Below are 14,668 nucleotides of genomic sequence, written 5' to 3' on the forward strand. Positions count from 1 at the left end.
ATTGGACTACAAATTCCTCCAAAAGTTACAAAGAACCTCCTATTTTTTTCGGAAGTAAACAGAAACCGGAACGCCAGTAAAATCAAATTTTTCTCGCAGTTTGTTTTCCAAAAACCTCTTATAAGGATCTTTTACATACTGCGGAAGGTTGCAAAAAAATGCAAATTGCGGCTGAGGTGTAGGCAGCTGCATGCAAAACTTGATCTTCACATACTTCCCTTTATATGCTGGCGGAGGGTAAGATTCTATTATTGGCAGCAGGACTTCATTCAATTCGCTTGTCTTGATCTTTTTACTGCGGTTATTATAAACTTCTACTGCTGTTTCAATTGCTTTAAAGATCCTTTGTTTATTAAGTACAGACATAAATACAATAGGAACATCTGTAAAAGGCTCCATTTCCTGGCGAATACGAGCTTCATACTCCTTCATGGTATTCGTTTCCTTTTCAAACAGGTCCCATTTATTGACAAGGATCACAATACCTTTCCTATTGCGCTGGGCAAGCCAGAAGATGTTTTGAACCTGTCCATCAAATCCGCGGGTAGCGTCCATAACAATGAGACACACATCACAATGTTCAATCGCTCTAACAGAGCGCATCACTGAATAAAACTCAAGATCTTCCTTGACCTTTGATTTTCTGCGTATCCCGGCAGTATCAACCAGGTTGAATTCAAATCCAAACCGATTGTACTTGGTATCTATGGAATCACGTGTGGTTCCCGCAATATCTGTAACTATGTATCGATCTTCTCCAATTAAGGCGTTGATAAAAGAAGACTTTCCGGCATTGGGACGCCCCACCACAGCAAATCTTGGCAGTTCTGCCTCTTCTTCCCTGGTGTCTTCCGGAAGTGCTTCAACAAGTGCATCCAAAAGTTCTCCTGTACCACTTCCATTGGTACTTGCTATAGGAAAATATTCTCCCAGACCTAAAGCGTAGAATTCCACTGCATTTTCAAGCCGCTTTGAATTATCAACTTTGTTGACAGCTAAAAAGACAGGCTTGTTCACCTTCCGAAGCAATTGTGCCACATCCTCATCCATGGGAGTTACCCCTGTTTCCACATCTACCATGAAAATGATGGCATCGGCTTCTCCAATAGCAAGTTCTACCTGCTTGTCGATCTCTGCTTCAAAGACATCATCGCTTCCCAGCACGTACCCACCGGTATCAATGACAGAAAAGTTGCGGCCATTCCAGTCGGTTTTCCCGTAATGACGATCACGGGTCACTCCGCTAACGGAATCAACAATGGCTTCCCGGCGCTGGATCAACCGGTTAAAAAAGGTAGATTTTCCAACATTAGGTCGCCCTACAATGGCTACAATACTGCTCATAATTTTATTCTTAAATAAGGGTGCAAAATTAGGTGATTTAAAACAATTGACCTGCAATTACAGCGATCTAAATTCCAGGGAGATAAAAGTTCTAAAAATCATGCGAGAAAAGAAAATCAAACTGCTACAAAGAGCTGCCTGAAGCATAAATTTAAAATGCTATTTTTTATCGCCCGAATAGCCAAAGCGCTTCAATTGTCTGCTGTCACTGCGCCAGTTCTTATTCACTTTCACATATAATTCGAGATGCACCTGTTTTCCGAAAAATTTCTCAAGATCCTTTCGGGCCTCTACTCCCACTCTTTTAAGAGCCGCACCTTTGTGCCCAATGATTATTCCCTTTTGAGTTTCTCTTTCTACCATAATAATGCTGCGCATCCTAATGATCTCTTCCTCCTCAAAAAATTCTTCAGTATCAATTTCCACACTATAAGGGATCTCCTTTTTGTAATGCATCAGGATCTTTTCGCGGATGATCTCGTTCACAAAAAATCTTTCAGGCTTATCTGTAAGCGTGTCTTTAGGATAGAAAGGTGGCGAATCTGGTAAAAGTTCAACGATCCTTCCAAAAACCTGAGGTACATTAAATCCTTCCAATGCTGAAACGGGAAAGATCTCGGCATTTGGCACCTTTTCCTGCCACAGCTGCACCTGTTCTTCAAGTTCATCCTGATTGGATTTGTCGATCTTGTTCAGAAGTAAAAGAACAGGGATCTCCGAATGAATGATCTTGTTGAAAAAGCTTTCATCCTTTAATTCCTTTTCCCCAATTTCCACCATATACACCAGAACATCTGCATCTTCAAAGGCAGACTTGACAAAATCCATCATTGACTCCTGGAGCTGATAAGCGGGTTTGATGATTCCGGGCGTATCGCTCAAGATCACCTGGAAATCCTCTCCATTAACGATCCCCAGGATCCTGTGTCTGGTAGTTTGCGCTTTTGACGTAATAATGCTCAACTTTTCGCCTACAAAGGCATTCATGAGCGTGGATTTCCCAACATTTGGATTTCCAATTATATTTACAAAACCTGCTTTATGCGCCATAATCTCAATTTTTTACAAAGATACCTCTTATTTTCTAAGAGGCGAATTAGAGAAATAATAGAGATTGCTCTCATATAGATGTATCATAATCCAGATTTCCTAAACTCGCTCATAAGTCCTTTTAACAGAGAATTATAACAAAAGGACCTGTGCTTTTGTAATTTTGTAAACAATAACCTTCAAAACCAACAAAAAATGAAAAAATTTATGATCATATTGTTCTCGATGGCTGTTTTATCTGCCTGTGGAGATAATGAAAAAGAGTCTCTTTCAAAGGAATTTGATGACCTAATGGCTCAGAATGATAGTATCCAAAAAGTTCATTCAGAATTTACCTCGGCCCATGAGCAACTGAAACAGAACCACAGCAGTATTTCTCAGCAACTTGAGACAATGCAGGTATCAGATTCCTCTTACTTTGAGCAGATGGCACAGTACGAGGTGGTATTAAAAAAACACGAAGGAATGCTCACAGGACATGAGGAGATGATGAAAGGACACCAGGACCTGAAGAATGACTTCGGAAATCTTTCCAGCGACGAAATGAAGGCGCAGATCTCCAAGATGCAGGAGGTTCATGATGAGATCATGAATGACCACAGCTCCATGAAGAGCGAGCACGAAGAGATGATGAAAACCCATGATGAAATAAGAAAGAATCTCATTGACAGTAATCAGCCGGATGAGATGAATGCTGAATCTTAATTGTATAGAGGATTTTATATACATAAGGATCCCATAGTCTTAGCTATGGGATCCTTATTTTTTACAGATCTATCTTTTTGATGTTCAATACGTTGTTTCCAAGAAGTTTTATGGATACAAGCAAGGTTTGTTGACCGGGGATAATTTCCTGGACTCTAAATTCATTTATTTTACCAGAGAGGCTTATTCCATCGACCACTTCCTTGCCAGAGGAAAGCTCAAGATTCAACTTCTCCAGTCTCTTATTTATTACCGGCCTCAGGTCGAAATGCATTTTCTCCTTGATCTTTGCATACATAAAGCTATTAATAAACGTCTCTACCACCTTATTGGTGAACCATCCTTCATTCTCACCATCTAGTCGAAACTTAGTTATGAGTACCTCCTGTTGAGCCTCTTTAAAACCAAGAGAAAGATGCATCACTATTTTGATCTCTCTATTTGTAAAAAGGGTGGTAAGCAGCTGTAGCTGCAGGTAAACTGAGAGGTCATAATCCTCCAGCGGACTACGTTCAAGGTTGATCTTCTGGATCTTTGCATGATCGGAAGTTGCACCATTAGCCTTTCCTTTGCTAAGAATCTTACCCAAAAATTTCTTCTGAAGATAAGTCTCCAGCACCTTGTATTCTATTTTTACCGGCAGGTAAATTGACACCTTATGCAGGTTTTCTAAAACTCCTCCTTCCATATTTCAATTTTGGCATTGGCATGAAGAAGATACACAATTTTACAATTGAAATCAAGGTGAGCTAGAAAACAGCTGAACTATAAAAACTCCGACTAATTTCAAAGCGGGCTTTAAAATGCCCTTTTTGGAAGGCGTTATTAATTCACAGATCAGGGCTTATTTTGTATTTTAGAGGCAGTAAATAATTACGTATGTCTTTGATCTTACCGGTTCAGAAAAAGGAGCCAACATTTGGAAAAAACTGTTTCATCGCCGATAATGCTACCATTACAGGAGATGTGGAAATAGGGGAATTTTGTTCAATTTGGTTTAATGCTGTAATACGAGGAGACGTCAATGCAATAAGGATTGGAGACAGAACAAACATACAGGATGGAGCAATTTTGCATTGCACATATCAGGAAGCTGCAACCACAATAGGTGATGATGTTTCAATAGGCCATAGGGCCATAGTTCATGGCTGCAAGATAAAAGATAAAGTACTTATTGGAATGGGTGCAATAGTGATGGACCATGCTGTAATTAATGAAGGATGTATTATTGCAGCTGGTGCAGTGGTCCTGGAAAATACAATTTGTGAACCCGGGTATATTTATGCGGGAATACCAGCCAGGAAGATCAAGCAAGTATCGGACACGCAAAAGGAAAAACAGGTAAAGACTGCAAATAATTACATCATGTATGCCAGCTGGTATGACTGAAAAACTATAGTGCAGTAAGCCTGGAAAGCGACAAGATCAGAACTACGCCAGCAACCGCAGCCAGGCAAAATATGATAATGAGCACCAGGGTAGAACTGTTTAATACTTTTAAAATTTCCTGCTTCGACATCTCCAGATTCTTTGGAGCTATAAAGAATCAAATCTAATGCCACTTTTGCCTTTCCAACCCACAGCAGCCCGGAATCTTTTCTATAAAAATTCGAAGAGTTCGAACCTTTGATGTAACCAGAAAATAAATATTCCAAGAACAACAAAAAACAAAACAACGAAGCAGACTAAAGACTTATGAAAGATTCCATAGTCCTTTTGAAAAGGCTTGTTCAGGTTCATAACTTTTTCTTTTTTAGACTCATAGCCCTACAAATGTAGTTTTATATTTATATTAGGATTAACATTTTTTAGGTTATTTTTAACTCAATTAGTTTCACCTGAATATTTCTGAATTCAAGTTTATAGTAAGGAACCCAAGATTCAGGCCTTTGCAGTTTCTAAACCAATGCAAAAATTGATATCTTGGCTTTAGATTCTCGCCAGGCACAATATGAAATTAAGATCAGAAATTATTTGGGCTGCACTAGTTATCGTAACAGCAGTAGTCTCCTTTTTTATAGGTATCGAAACTGGAAAGTTGGAGATTGAAGAAACTTTTAATACCAGCCTCGAAAAAAAATCAGATAAAATAGCTGCATTAGAGTTTAAAGTGCAGCAGTTGTCTGAAGAGCTAACTTCCAGAGGCATATTTAGTTATCCACAGGCCAGTATTGTTTCTGGCAAAAATAAAGAGACAGCAACAGTTCTTATTAATCTCAATGGCAGGGAAGCTATCGATAATTTAGAGATTGAAAGAAGAATACGTCCCGATTACACTTCGAATAAAACAGAAATGCCTCAACCAAAAAGTACCAGAGCAACTGTGGGCCTCTTAAATGCACACCACCCAGTGATGTTCGAAGTAGAGAAATTCGAGAATGAAATTGCTATTGATCTCATTTTCCGTTCCAAGGAAAAAAAATGGCATCAATATTTAAGAGCGCATAAGAATGATCAGGGGGAGATAAAAACCTTTTGGGTAATTACTAACAGTGAATCTGAAGTGATCGATAAACATATTGATGAAGGTTTTCCGGTTGATAAAGAGGAGCATCTTAGTTTCGGACCGGAAAAGGAACTGAAGTATTCAGAAATTAGAATGAATTCCATATTTCGTCCTTAGGTTTCAGAGTAAAGTCATTACCCTGTACTACAGATGTCCTTTTTCTTGTAACCAGATCTGCTTACCTGTCAAAAATGCAAAATCTGAACTGAGTTTTTTTCTATAAATTTCTGAAAATACAAAAGGCCTCACATTTCTGTGAAGCCTTTTCTTTGCTAGTAGCGGGAACAGGACTCGAACCTGTGACCTTCGGGTTATGAGCCCGACGAGCTACCTACTGCTCTATCCCGCGATATTGGACTGCAAATATACAACTGAATTTCACTCTGCCAAAGAAAAAATAAAAAATTTAAGAAGAAATCCAGTTGAGCGCCTCCAGGCGATCTTTGTTGTCAAAGATCTTTATATTGGCATCTGCTAATTCAACGTTTACTTCATAAACAGCTTTGATCCATTTCCTGTCTGTCACCACTGCAATCTTACAGAATTCTCCTCGATGTTTGATATTGAACTTCAGGTTCTCGAAAAAAGCTTGCAGGGAGATGGTCTTACCTCTCTTTAACTCGCAGAAAAGATTAATAGTCTCATGAGCCTTCATGCGGTCCAAAATACTGGCGATGATCTCTTTCATCAATTCCTTATCAACATCAGTATCTATTGTAATCCCTATTACGTTATCAGCAAATTCAAAGTTTAAGACCATTTTTTTATCTGAATTTAGGAAAAAAAGTTTCCAAAAATGGCCAATTACTGTTCAATTCTTTGCGCATGAAATTCAAGTATTTGCCCATTCTCAAAATTGAAATGTAATTCGATGGGATTACAGCAGACTTCACAGTCTTCTATATAGTCCTGCCTCCCTTCGGAAGGATCAATTAGCATAGATATCTCTTCTGCACAGTAAGGACAAACAAAAAATTGTTCCAGCATTGTAATTATTGATTTTCTTCAATGGACAATTGTACCTGTTCCCAGTCTTTCATTAATCGCTCCAGTTCCTTTTTCTTTTCCTGATATTTAGTCAGAAAATCTTTTTGCGAGGCTGTTTTTTCATAATTGGTGGCCAGTTCAAGATCTTTTTGCTTTATTTCCTTCTCAAGTTTAGCAACCTTGCTCTCTATATTACTTAATTTATTATTCAAAGATTTCAATTTCTTCTGATTCTGATAGCTATCCTTATTACTTTCCTTAGGCCCCTGCTTCACTACATCTCTCTTTTCAACTTCGCGCATGTCCGCCAGCTTGCGTTGATCTAGGTAATAATCAATGTCTCCCAGATATTCTTTGATCCTGTGATCTTTGAATTCATAAACCTTATTAGTGAGCCCCTGGAGAAAATCCCTGTCATGAGAAACCAGGATCAAGGTCCCTTCAAAACTCTTTAAGGCATCCTTTAGAACATTCTTCGATTTGATGTCCAGGTGATTGGTAGGCTCATCCATTACCAGCACATTAAAAGGCTGCAGGAGCATTTTTGCGAGGGCAAGTCTGTTCCTTTCTCCTCCCGACAAAACCCTGACATATTTCTCAACTTCATCTCCTCTAAAAAGGAACGAGCCAAGTATGTCCCTTACTTTGGCCCTGTTTTTTTCATTCGCTGCATCGATCATGGTGTCCAGAACGGTTTTCGTGCCGTCAAGATATTCTGCCTGGTTTTGAGCAAAGTATCCTATCTGCACATTATGCCCAAGTTTCAATTCGCCCAGAAAGTCCAGTTCTCCTACTATGATCTTGGCAAGTGTAGATTTTCCCTGCCCGTTCTGCCCCACAAAAGCAGTCTTTGAATCCCGTTCGATAAGGAGGTTAATGTTTTTTAAAACATTTTTATGGCCATAACTCTTAGAGATATGGTGCGCTTCCACTACCACCTTTCCAGGTGTCACAGAAACCGGAAACTTAAGATTCATTACTGAATTGTCGTCTTCATCCACTTCAATTCTGTCGATCTTATCAAGCTTTTTAATAAGAGACTGCGCCATATTTGCTTTGGAAGCCTTAGCCCTGAACTTTTCGATAAGTTTTTCAGTTTGCTGAATTTGCTTTTCCTGATTTTTTTGAGAGGCCAGCTGTTGGTCTCTAAGCTCCTTCCTTAAAACAAGGTATTTAGAATAGGGTTTGTTGAAATCGTAAATTCGTCCAAGGGAAATTTCGATGGTCCTGTTCGTGACATTGTCAAGAAACATTTTATCGTGGGAAACGATCACTACTGCCCCGGGATAATTATTTAAGAACCCCTCAAGCCAGATGATCGACTCAATGTCGAGGTGGTTGGTAGGTTCATCGAGCAGGAGGATGTCATTTTGCTGAAGTAAAAGCTTCGCCAGTTCTATTCTCATTCGCCATCCTCCCGAAAAGGTATCTGTAAGTTTGTTGAAGTCTTCTCGTTTAAATCCAAGCCCCTGGAGAATACGCTCGGTTTCCCCCTGGTAATTATAGCCTCCATGGATCACGTATTGATGCTGCACATCATTAAGATCTACCATGAGCTGGTGATATGCCTCACTTTCATAATCTGTCCTTTCGGCCAATTGATGATTTATACGCTCAAGCTGCTGCTCCAGTTTCTTTATTTCTGCGAATGCTTCATAAGATTCTTCAAGTACAGTTCTTCCTTCTACAAAATCTATATCCTGCTTTAAAAATCCTATTTTCAGATCCTTATCTGCCGCTATCTGGCCCGTATCTGGCTCCATTTCCCGAGACAGGATCTTCAGCATTGTGGATTTTCCAGCTCCATTCTTACCAATCAAGCCTACCCGGTCTCCAGCTCCTAACCTAAAGGTGATCTCTTCAAATAAATACTCTCCTCCAAAGGAGACAGACAAGTTGTGAATATTCAACATTTCTCTTCAAAATTTTTGCAAAGATGCTTAAATTTACGGGGCTAAAAAAACCTTGTGAAATCTTTAAAAGGGACTAAGTTGTACAGTATTTTTTCCGGTAGCTGTCCTGTATGCCAGGAGGAAAGCATGTACCGGGACAAAAATCCCTACCATCTCTCCCAATTATTTGACATGAATACCAGGTGTTCTACCTGTGGTACAAAGTATAAGATAGAACCCTCTTTCTTTTTTGGCGCTATGTACGTTAGTTATGCCGTGGGAATAGCTTTTGCTGCAGCTGCCTTTGTTGTTTCCTATTACTTTTTAGATCTTAACCTCCTCAATACCTTCATTGGAATTGTCATCACTCTTGTGGTATTTCTTCCCGTTATTGTAAGATGGAGCCGGAATATCTGGATCAATTTTTTCTTCAGCTATGATCCCGGAAAGGCGCGGGACTAATTTTCCTTATACCACTTCTTTGTAAAGCGGGAAATATCGATCATGGGATCCAGGGGCTGCTGCTCCTCTATATGAGCCAGCAGCTCTTCTGAAAGGCTGGGGGCGAGTAAGATCCCTCTGCTTCCAAATCCATTACAGGTATAAAGATGGTCATAAACAGGATGTCCTCCCACAAGAGGCTTACGGTCAATGGTAGAAGGACGAATTCCCGCAATCTGATGTACCACCTCAAACTTTACATCAATAAGATCTTTCAATTTTTCTACCAGCTCTTCCTTTGCTGAAGCACTGGGACTTCGGGATTTATCGGTATTACTATAGGTTGCACCAACCGCATATTGGTCGTCACCGACTGGAAAAATGAAAACTGAAGATTTAATGGCCGCATTGAGGTCCAGGCCTGGAGCTTTAATGATTATGTATTCTCCCTTATTTCCTTTGAGCGGCAAATACTGAAAAAAGGGATTATCCTTTAGCCCAAAACCTTCGCAAAAAATGACATTTTTGGCAGGTATATCTTTGTATACCACCCCGTGATCTGTGAAGGACAAATGCTCGTATTCAAAACGCTCCTGCCTCAGCCAACCGTTCTTCTGAAGATGTTCCGCATAAGAATCCAGAAGATACCGGGTATTTAATCGGGAGATCCCTAAAACCCTTCCGAAAGAAAATCTGCCGGGCACGTGCTCGTTGACACTGGATATAATTTTGGGGTCCAGATAAGGTGACACCCGCGGATTATCTGTCGCAGAAAACCAGTTATTCTGTTCCTCAACAGACGAAAATCGGCGGTACACCTCCAGAGGGGATAGAAAACTTTTGTTCAAGGATCTTTCCATTCCCCGGTATAAATCATACGCCTTCTCCAGTTGCCTATCGGCATTCCATGCCAGCGTAAAGCGCTTCAGGATGACCGGATTCATAAACCCTCCGGCAACCTTTGAAGCCTCCTGGCTCCCGTCGTCAAAAACCAGAAAGCTTTTTCCGCTTTTTTCGAGCCTATAAGAAAGACAGCTTCCGCTTAAACCAGCACCAACAATAAGATAATCTACCATAGGACAAAATTAAACATAAAAAAACGCCTTTCAGAAGAAAGGCGTTTCTTAAATATCAATTTATGTCGAGGATCAATAGTTCCACATGTCCTGCTCAAAATTCCTGATCTGTTCTTTTATGCGTTCAGATTCCAGTAGCTGCATAAATGCATTGTTACTAATATAATCTTCCACCTGCCGGTCTCCCTGTACGTTATCTTCTGCATAGATCGTAGCATTGAACCTCCTGGCATTGAGCAGGTGGTCAAAGGAAACAGGATTTGAGGTATTCTCCGGATTAAAAGCATAAGATTCATTCAGGATCTCTCTTGCTCCCGGAAACCATACCCAGAATAGTTCTACAAGAGCCGAGGCTCCTCCTTCATCAATAAAGTTCACATCGGGTGCCACAGGCGCAATACCAAGCAATCTGTATTTTAGCTCCGCCTGCCGCTTATCGAAGTACCAGTAACCACGAATATGATATTCAGCAATATCGGCAGAGGAGATATCCCTCCGGCTGATATACTGCTGATCGATGGCTTCTCCAGCGTTATACTGTTCGATACCAAGATCTGTGGTGTCCACCTTTGAAAGTGCAGCAGAGATATCCTTTAAAGTGATCTTATCGTTAAAGTAAGAATCGGCATAGATATTCTTGATCTTTCCGCTTCTTATCCCCGATACCAGCACATCATAAAGGGACCTTCTGGAACCTCCAATTTGGTTCGTATCTATTGGGTAATACAGAGGGAAATTCACTCGCTCATCGAGATCGATCACCTCCCATGTAGTTTTAGCCCACAGTACATCTCTGTCATCTACATAACCATACTCAAGAGGTTTACTTTTACCGTATTTCTTTTCGGCAACGGTAGGACCACCTATTTGATCGGGAGTTTTGGCATTTAATAAATTACTCTGGCCAAATGATGTCACCGAAATGAGCATGCCGCATAATCCTATCAAAAATCGGTTCCAGTTCATAATATTTATTTTTAGTTTGTTAACTCCACAACCACTGGAGAAACTTGTTTCAGCTTGTATCCAGAGTTGTTTGCGAGTTGCGCTTCTACATCGAAAATCTGTACAGCCTCTCCTCTTCCTGCACGACGTAAGGCTGCTTTAGCCCTTTCATCCAATTGCTGACCCCGTACCTGTACAGTTGGCTGTCCCGGAACTTTAAACTTGAATCCGGTTACTCTCAAGGCAAGATCGAAATCGAAATCTGGAAGCGCTGCACCAATAGTTGCAATCTCTAAAGTATTTCGCTGCATTCTCACTGTTCCATCTTCTCCTCTTACGGTCCCAACAGGTCTTGGAATATCTTTAACCCTAAAAGTTTTGCTGTCGCTCACTTTCTCACCTCCAGGAAGCTGACCACTAACGTTAATCGTTACTTCTCTAGCCTGTAAAGTGGTAACATCCATAATATAATTCCCTGCACCGCCAGCTGATCTTAAACCAGGAGCATTTGCCGAAACATTTCCTACCCCAGGAATAGAAATAGTCATAGGGTTTGCCACTCCGCGATAGACCACATTCATCTTATCGGCAGAAATAACTGCGGAATTAGGCTTAGGAATTACACTATATGAACTTTTCACAGGAATAGTAACAATAGAATCCCCCTCCTTGAACTGAAGCTGCCCGGTGATCTCATTTTCTCCTACATTTCCTGCAGGGAAATCAAGTTTAACCTGCCCAGCCTGTGTACTCTTTACTTCGCGTCCATTGATCACAACCTTATCGAATTGAAGGGTCTTATCAACTCGCCCAAGAACAACACTACCTGTAAAGTTCTCTCCATTAAAGAATGCCGTCTTGGATGGAATTACAATAGCCTCATAGTTGGTAAGCGAAACTTCACTTTGCAACTGCCCGGAAAGCATAGCCGATAAAATATCATTTTCGGCCGACTTTGCATCTCCCTGCATTTGGGTTAGTTTCGTAAGAGAAGCAATTAACGGGAAACCTTCAAAGTTGTAGGCAAGCCATGGACGTTTGACGCCTTCGCTGTCTACAACAGGTTCTGTACTAAATTCCCTTCTTACCTCAGCAGCTATTTGGGAAAATTCATCCCCCAGGATACTTGCAACCCCTTCACGGTATTTCTCAATTTGCGCAAGAAATTCTTTTCCTGCTTCACTTGGTTGCCCACTGGAGAAAAGATATTCGTCCAGCTGATCTGGCTTATCCATAGCCTCATAATCCTGACGCTCTTCGCCTTCTCTTTCTTCAAGAGCTTTTTCCTTTAGATCCTCCAGGTATCCCGTAAATTCGGTCGTTAACTGGTGAATTTGATCTGCTTTCTCCTTTAAGGGAATATATTTTGCCGGTTGTTCTTCGGCCTTTGCAGCCAGTCCTGCAATTGCAGCATTATTTCTTTCAGTGACAGAAGCATTAGATTCCGCAAGACTCTCATTGATCATCCCAAAAGCAGTAAGTACTTCCTTTGACATGTTAAGAGCCATCATTGCGATGAAAACCAGATACATCAGGTTAATCATCTTCTGCCTTGGTGTTTGTTTTCCAGACGCCATTCTCTTATTTTAAGTTTGTTTTTTTATTACTGATTACGCCATTCAAAGCTACTATGCCTTTACATGCATTGCAGATAACATACCTCCGTAAACATGATTTAGAGAAGATAGGTTGGAAGCCAATGATTCCATTTGCTCATTTAGTCTTCCGGCGTTTTCAGCTACAGCTTCATTCACTTCTGCCTGACGGGCAGCAGATTCTACCTGTACTTTATAAATACTATTAAGAGATTCCAATTGATTGGCAGCAAGGCTCATTTCTTCACTATACTTCTTTTGAGAAGCCATTGCATCTACGGTTGGAGTAATGTTTTTGGCGGCACCTTCAAAATTGCGAATGCTCTCTCCCAGGCTTCCCATTAGATTTGCATCTATTTTGGCCTCACGAAGAATTTCATCAAGTTTTCTGGAAAGCATTCCTTCAGTTTCCTGGTCGCTTATTAAAGCCTGATTATTTCTTGCAGTTGGCTCCCCACCGGCCAATTCTGGATAAACTAATGACCAGTCAACATCATCATCAACAGGTTCAAATGCAGAAACCGCAAATACCAGCGCCTCCACAATAAGCCCTATGATAAGCATCTCGTTACCAAAAGGCCAGTGCATAATTTTAAAAAGCGCTCCGAGGATAACCACAGATGCACCTAAACCATACACCATGTTCATTAGTTTCTTACTTGACTTTGCTTGTGCCATAATAAATAAAAATTAGGTTCTTTTTTGTTATAGGTTTATGTAAAAATAGGGATTTTTTATCTTCGTTGATTGAGCGTAAGATCTGTACCTAAATAATCCTGTACAGTTCTGAATCCAATGTAGCTCCTTGCAGAATCGGCATATTCGTAATCTCTTGAGCTAACCTGCAGGAAGTATGCAACATCCTTCCAGGAACCTCCACGCACCACTTTCTTCATATTTTCCTCATCGTTCACAGAAGGGTTCATAGATGAAGAATACTCATATGAAGCAGGGTCATAGGAAGAGAAAACCCATTCCGCAACATTTCCAGCCATGTTGTATAGACCGTAGTCATTTGGCTCATAAGACTTAGCCTCTACAGTGTAAAGAGCCTGATCTGCAGCGTAGTCTCCTCTTAAAGGCTTAAAGTTCGCCATAAAACAACCGCGATCGTTCTTCGTGTAAGGTCCACCCCAAGGATAGCTGGCAGATTCTAATCCCCCACGCGCAGCATATTCCCATTCTGCTTCAGTTGGTAAACGATAGGAATTCACATTGTGCTTTCCTCTCTCCTTACGGTATGCATTGTGGTAAAGTGTGCGCCACTGTGCGAAGGCACGGGCTTGTTTCCAGTTAACCCCAACTACAGGATAATCGCCATATGCATCATGCCAGAAGTAATCATTGTGCATTGGCTCATTATAGGAATAATTGAAATCCTTGATCCATACTGTGGTATCAGGATAGATCTGGATCTCTTCAGTTTTAATGAAATCGGCACGTCTTCCTGGTTCAGCTCTCGCTGCCTGCCCTACATCCATCCAGGTATACCTGAACTTAAGATGATTCACATCAAAAGAACGTTGCCCGTTGTAAGCTTCTTCTATAGGAATGTAAAGAGTATCCATTACCTCGGCATAATACTCATCTGGATAATCACGGGTATCCCAGATGATATCTACCCGCTTATTAATTTTTCTCCCTTCGTAGCCACCCAGGCTGTAGTAATTGTCATACATGTACTTTTCATAAGGCGTCATATCAGCCTCTTCGGTATCGGCAAAAGCAAATTCTCCAATTCCTCCAGTACCAGGAGTTTCTCCAATTTCTTCAGCAAAGATCGCAAGTTTCATGCGGGTAACAGAATCCTTTACCCAGTTCACGAATTGACGATATTCTGCATTTGTTATTTCGGTTTCATCCATATAGAAGGAACGTACCGTAACTGTTTTTGGAGGTGCGTTCTCTAATGCAGCGATGTCATCATCACTCTTACCCATAATAAATGCTCCTCCGGGAATTAAAGTCATTCCCAAAGGTTTTTCCGGATGCCATTTTTTACCCTGCGCACCTACCAATTGCCCTTGATCACCGCGGCCGCAAGAGGCCAAAACAGAAATTACAGCAATAAGCAAAAAAAGTTTCCTCATAATATCTCTCAAAGTTAGGACGTAATAGCTTCAAGGC

General features: G+C 40.8%; 15 protein-coding genes and 1 tRNA gene. 4 read left to right on the forward strand and 12 right to left on the reverse strand.

The window, feature by feature from the left end:
* Window positions 1-39 precede the first annotated feature (39 nt).
* Together der and era are read right to left on the reverse strand one after the other, a co-directional pair.
* A complete protein-coding gene (der, locus tag HC175_RS11760) occupies window positions 40-1,344 on the reverse strand; it encodes a ribosome biogenesis GTPase Der (protein WP_168138696.1) in 1,305 nt (434 codons plus the stop codon).
* A 159-nt stretch (window positions 1,345-1,503) separates the two neighbouring features.
* Window positions 1,504-2,394, reverse strand: a complete 891-nt coding sequence (era, locus tag HC175_RS11765; protein WP_168138697.1) for a GTPase Era — start codon at window positions 2,392-2,394, stop codon at window positions 1,504-1,506.
* 195 nt (window positions 2,395-2,589) lie between these two features.
* Here era and HC175_RS11770 point away from each other — a divergent pair, with 195 nt between their 5' ends.
* The gene (locus HC175_RS11770) at window positions 2,590-3,099 is read left to right on the forward strand and encodes a hypothetical protein (RefSeq protein ID WP_168138698.1); all 510 of its coding nucleotides are present in this window, start codon (window positions 2,590-2,592) and stop codon (window positions 3,097-3,099) included.
* Between the two features lie 61 nt (window positions 3,100-3,160).
* On the opposite strand, the gene HC175_RS11775 is transcribed toward HC175_RS11770, so the two are convergent.
* Complete coding sequence (locus tag HC175_RS11775; RefSeq protein ID WP_168138699.1) at window positions 3,161-3,787, reverse strand: DUF4403 family protein; 627 nt, start codon at window positions 3,785-3,787, stop codon at window positions 3,161-3,163.
* A gap of 191 nt (window positions 3,788-3,978) precedes the next feature.
* Between HC175_RS11775 and HC175_RS11780 the strand changes: the two genes are divergently transcribed.
* The gene (locus tag HC175_RS11780) at window positions 3,979-4,488 is read left to right on the forward strand and encodes a gamma carbonic anhydrase family protein (protein WP_168138700.1); all 510 of its coding nucleotides are present in this window, start codon (window positions 3,979-3,981) and stop codon (window positions 4,486-4,488) included.
* Between the two features lie 562 nt (window positions 4,489-5,050).
* Window positions 5,051-5,722, forward strand: a complete 672-nt coding sequence (locus tag HC175_RS11785; RefSeq protein WP_168138701.1) for a hypothetical protein — start codon at window positions 5,051-5,053, stop codon at window positions 5,720-5,722.
* Between the two features lie 159 nt (window positions 5,723-5,881).
* On the opposite strand, the gene HC175_RS11790 is transcribed toward HC175_RS11785, so the two are convergent.
* The 4 genes from HC175_RS11790 to HC175_RS11805 form a co-directional block, all read right to left on the reverse strand.
* A tRNA-Met gene (locus HC175_RS11790) sits at window positions 5,882-5,954 on the reverse strand.
* 57 nt (window positions 5,955-6,011) lie between these two features.
* A complete protein-coding gene (locus tag HC175_RS11795) occupies window positions 6,012-6,365 on the reverse strand; it encodes a SpoIIAA family protein (RefSeq protein WP_168138702.1) in 354 nt (117 codons plus the stop codon).
* Between the two features lie 44 nt (window positions 6,366-6,409).
* Window positions 6,410-6,592 (reverse strand): CPXCG motif-containing cysteine-rich protein, encoded by a 183-nt coding sequence (locus HC175_RS11800; RefSeq protein ID WP_168138703.1) that lies wholly within the window; start codon window positions 6,590-6,592, stop codon window positions 6,410-6,412.
* A 5-nt stretch (window positions 6,593-6,597) separates the two neighbouring features.
* The gene (locus HC175_RS11805) at window positions 6,598-8,505 is read right to left on the reverse strand and encodes an ABC-F family ATP-binding cassette domain-containing protein (protein WP_168138704.1); all 1,908 of its coding nucleotides are present in this window, start codon (window positions 8,503-8,505) and stop codon (window positions 6,598-6,600) included.
* Between the two features lie 126 nt (window positions 8,506-8,631).
* Here HC175_RS11805 and HC175_RS11810 point away from each other — a divergent pair, with 126 nt between their 5' ends.
* Window positions 8,632-8,946: a DUF983 domain-containing protein gene (locus HC175_RS11810; protein WP_168138759.1), complete on the forward strand. Its 315-nt coding sequence runs from the start codon at window positions 8,632-8,634 to the stop codon at window positions 8,944-8,946.
* On the opposite strand, the gene HC175_RS11815 is transcribed toward HC175_RS11810, so the two are convergent.
* From HC175_RS11815 to porK, 5 genes are all read right to left on the reverse strand, one after another.
* Entirely contained in the window at window positions 8,943-10,001 is a 1,059-nt protein-coding gene (locus HC175_RS11815; protein WP_168138705.1) for an NAD(P)/FAD-dependent oxidoreductase, read from the reverse strand. The two genes, HC175_RS11810 and HC175_RS11815, sit on opposite strands and share 4 nt — an antisense overlap.
* Before the next feature lie 72 nt (window positions 10,002-10,073).
* Entirely contained in the window at window positions 10,074-10,967 is an 894-nt protein-coding gene (porN, locus tag HC175_RS11820) for a type IX secretion system ring subunit PorN/GldN (RefSeq protein WP_168138706.1), read from the reverse strand.
* 11 nt (window positions 10,968-10,978) lie between these two features.
* Window positions 10,979-12,523 carry a type IX secretion system motor protein PorM/GldM gene (gene porM, locus HC175_RS11825; protein ID WP_168138707.1) on the reverse strand — a complete coding sequence of 515 codons (1,545 nt, stop codon included), beginning with the start codon at window positions 12,521-12,523 and terminating at the stop codon, window positions 10,979-10,981.
* Window positions 12,524-12,574: 51 nt separating this feature from the next.
* Entirely contained in the window at window positions 12,575-13,219 is a 645-nt protein-coding gene (porL, locus tag HC175_RS11830) for a type IX secretion system motor protein PorL/GldL (RefSeq protein WP_168138708.1), read from the reverse strand.
* A 56-nt stretch (window positions 13,220-13,275) separates the two neighbouring features.
* Window positions 13,276-14,631: a T9SS ring complex lipoprotein PorK/GldK gene (gene porK / locus HC175_RS11835; RefSeq protein WP_168138709.1), complete on the reverse strand. Its 1,356-nt coding sequence runs from the start codon at window positions 14,629-14,631 to the stop codon at window positions 13,276-13,278.
* Window positions 14,632-14,668 lie beyond the last annotated feature (37 nt).

This window comes from Salinimicrobium oceani, from assembly GCF_012037645.1.

Excerpts from the sequence above, each read along its gene's own strand:
- porK (WP_168138709.1), bottom strand. The coding sequence starts at position 14,631 with ATGAGGAAACTTTTTTTGCTTATTGCTGTAATTTCTGTTTTGGCCTCT.
- HC175_RS11815 (WP_168138705.1), bottom strand. The coding sequence starts at position 10,001 with ATGGTAGATTATCTTATTGTTGGTGCTGGTTTAAGCGGAAGCTGTCTT.
- HC175_RS11800 (WP_168138703.1), bottom strand. The coding sequence starts at position 6,592 with ATGCTGGAACAATTTTTTGTTTGTCCTTACTGTGCAGAAGAGATATCT.
- HC175_RS11785 (WP_168138701.1), top strand. The coding sequence starts at position 5,051 with ATGAAATTAAGATCAGAAATTATTTGGGCTGCACTAGTTATCGTAACA.
- HC175_RS11775 (WP_168138699.1), bottom strand. The coding sequence starts at position 3,787 with ATGGAAGGAGGAGTTTTAGAAAACCTGCATAAGGTGTCAATTTACCTG.
- HC175_RS11770 (WP_168138698.1), top strand. The coding sequence starts at position 2,590 with ATGAAAAAATTTATGATCATATTGTTCTCGATGGCTGTTTTATCTGCC.
- porL (WP_168138708.1), bottom strand. The coding sequence starts at position 13,219 with ATGGCACAAGCAAAGTCAAGTAAGAAACTAATGAACATGGTGTATGGT.
- HC175_RS11810 (WP_168138759.1), top strand. The coding sequence starts at position 8,632 with ATGTACCGGGACAAAAATCCCTACCATCTCTCCCAATTATTTGACATG.
- porM (WP_168138707.1), bottom strand. The coding sequence starts at position 12,523 with ATGGCGTCTGGAAAACAAACACCAAGGCAGAAGATGATTAACCTGATG.
- porN (WP_168138706.1), bottom strand. The coding sequence starts at position 10,967 with ATGAACTGGAACCGATTTTTGATAGGATTATGCGGCATGCTCATTTCG.
- HC175_RS11780 (WP_168138700.1), top strand. The coding sequence starts at position 3,979 with ATGTCTTTGATCTTACCGGTTCAGAAAAAGGAGCCAACATTTGGAAAA.
- der (WP_168138696.1), bottom strand. The coding sequence starts at position 1,344 with ATGAGCAGTATTGTAGCCATTGTAGGGCGACCTAATGTTGGAAAATCT.
- era (WP_168138697.1), bottom strand. The coding sequence starts at position 2,394 with ATGGCGCATAAAGCAGGTTTTGTAAATATAATTGGAAATCCAAATGTT.
- HC175_RS11795 (WP_168138702.1), bottom strand. The coding sequence starts at position 6,365 with ATGGTCTTAAACTTTGAATTTGCTGATAACGTAATAGGGATTACAATA.
- HC175_RS11805 (WP_168138704.1), bottom strand. The coding sequence starts at position 8,505 with ATGTTGAATATTCACAACTTGTCTGTCTCCTTTGGAGGAGAGTATTTA.